The organism is Mycobacterium sp. (assembly GCF_049585075.1).
In the GTDB taxonomy this organism is placed as follows: Bacteria; Actinomycetota; Actinomycetes; order Mycobacteriales; family Mycobacteriaceae; genus Mycobacterium.
In genome coordinates this window covers 1-1,715 of the sequence record NZ_JBAUZA010000440.1, presented here as the reverse complement: position 1 = coordinate 1,715, position 1,715 = coordinate 1, and the positions used below count along the sequence as shown (strand labels likewise).

2 protein-coding genes and 1 pseudogene are annotated in these 1,715 nt (G+C 67.4%); 1 reads left to right on the top strand and 2 read right to left on the bottom strand.

All coding sequences use genetic code 11. The features are described from left to right. Positions 1-69: 69 nt before the first annotated feature. Complete coding sequence (gene fmt / locus WB785_RS20970; RefSeq protein ID WP_424081435.1) at positions 70-1,011, bottom strand: methionyl-tRNA formyltransferase; 942 nt, start codon at positions 1,009-1,011, stop codon at positions 70-72. A 50-nt stretch (positions 1,012-1,061) separates the two neighbouring features. On the opposite strand from fmt, the gene WB785_RS20965 reads away from it, so the two are divergent. After that, positions 1,062-1,550 carry a DUF2231 domain-containing protein gene (locus WB785_RS20965; RefSeq protein ID WP_424081437.1) on the top strand — a complete coding sequence of 163 codons (489 nt, stop codon included), beginning with the start codon at positions 1,062-1,064 and terminating at the stop codon, positions 1,548-1,550. A 6-nt stretch (positions 1,551-1,556) separates the two neighbouring features. Here the strand turns inward: WB785_RS20965 and WB785_RS20960 are convergent. Continuing rightward, positions 1,557-1,715: pseudogene (locus tag WB785_RS20960) on the bottom strand (hemerythrin domain-containing protein); the annotation flags it as partial.

Below are 1,715 nucleotides of genomic sequence, written 5' to 3'. Positions count from 1 at the left end.
GCGGCGGCCTGGGACGCTGTGACGACCGCGCTTGCGGTCGGCCGCGTCGCGGCTTGTCCTCGGGTGGGGTCATGACGCTTTCACCGCCGAATCCAGCCGCGCGCCCCGAGCCCAGTCGACGGCGTTCATCAACTTCTTGCCGGGCGGCTGGACTTGACCGAGCCGCACCGGCTCCGAGCCGGTGCCAATCCGCACGCTGCGGCGATCGATGTGAATATCACCGGGCGACAACGGCTTTGGAAGGTTCGATGCGTCGGCCTCGACTTGCACCGGGCCGAGCTTGATCCGCAGGTCACCAATCAAAGTCCACGCGCCCGGGTTGGGCGTGACCGCGCGGATTCGCCGCTCGACGACTTGGGCGGGCAGTTCCCAACGCACCCGAGCCGCCTCGACGGTCAGCTTGGGCGCGATGCTGACCCCGTCGGCCGGTTGTGGCACCGGCGTCAGCGCCCCGTCGGCGATGCCGTCGAGGGTGGTTGACAACAGTGCGGCACCCGAAATCGCCAGCCGGCCAAGCAGATCCCCGGCGGTGTCGGTCGGCCGCACCGCCTCGGTGACCACCCCGTATACCGGCCCGGAGTCCAGGCCCGATTCGATCCGGAAAGTCGTCGCGCCGGTGACGGTGTCGCCCGCGGCGATCGCCGCCTGCACCGGGGCCGCGCCCCTCCAGGCGGGCAGCAGCGAGAAGTGCAGGTTGACCCAGCCGTGTGCCGGCACCGCGAGCAACTCGTCACGCAGCAGCGCTCCATAGGCCACCACCGGGCAGCAGTCGGGCGCCAACTCCGACAACTCGGCGACGAACTCCGCGGTGTTGGGCCGCTGCGGCCGCAGCACCGGGATGCCCTGCTCCAGCGCGAAACGGGCCACCGGTGACGGCTCCGGATGCCCGCGGCGTCCCGCGGCCGCGTCGGGTCGGCTCAGCACCGCGATCACCTCGTGGTGTGGCGAGTCGATGAGACTGCGCAGGGCGGGCAGCGCGGGTTCCGGGGTGCCGGCGAAGACGAGACGCACCGGCACAGTGTAGGAAGTAGTCGCGGTAACCAACCGACCTAGTGGAGTACATGTTGACGTTGACCACGATCTCGGGACTTCCCGCGCACGTGCTGCTGGTGCACGCCATGGTGGTGTTGGCACCGTTGACGGCGCTGCTGGAAATTCTGTGCGCGCTTTGGCCGGCGGCGCGGCGGCGCCTGGCCTGGCTGGTGCTCGCCTTTGCCATTGTGACCGCCGCGCTGACGCCGATCACCACGGAGGCAGGCGAATGGCTATACGACCGCGAAAGCCATCATCGTGACATCTTGAACACCCACGCCGACCGAGGCGGATGGATGATTTACTTCTCGATCGCGATGCTTGTGGTCGCCGTCGTGTTGGCGTTGGTGCAGTGGCGTGAAAGCCGATCCGCCAAACCAGCGATGACGACCAACGTGGCGGTTGCGGTCCTTGCGATCGTGGTGGGCGTCGCCTCGATCGTGCAGGTCGTCCGTATCGGGGACTCCGGCGCGCGGTCTGTGTGGGCTAACGAACTGACCAAGTCGGACAAGCCGTAGTGCATATCACGTTGGGGTGAACTGGCTCAGATCGTAGATGCCGAGGCTTTTCTCGATATCGGCGACTTTGTCGACCACCCCTTCGAAGCCGGCCGGGCCGAACCGCCGATGCTCCTCGTCTTCGAAAGTTTCAGCAAGATCGCGAAACTTCTGCGCGGGCAGTAC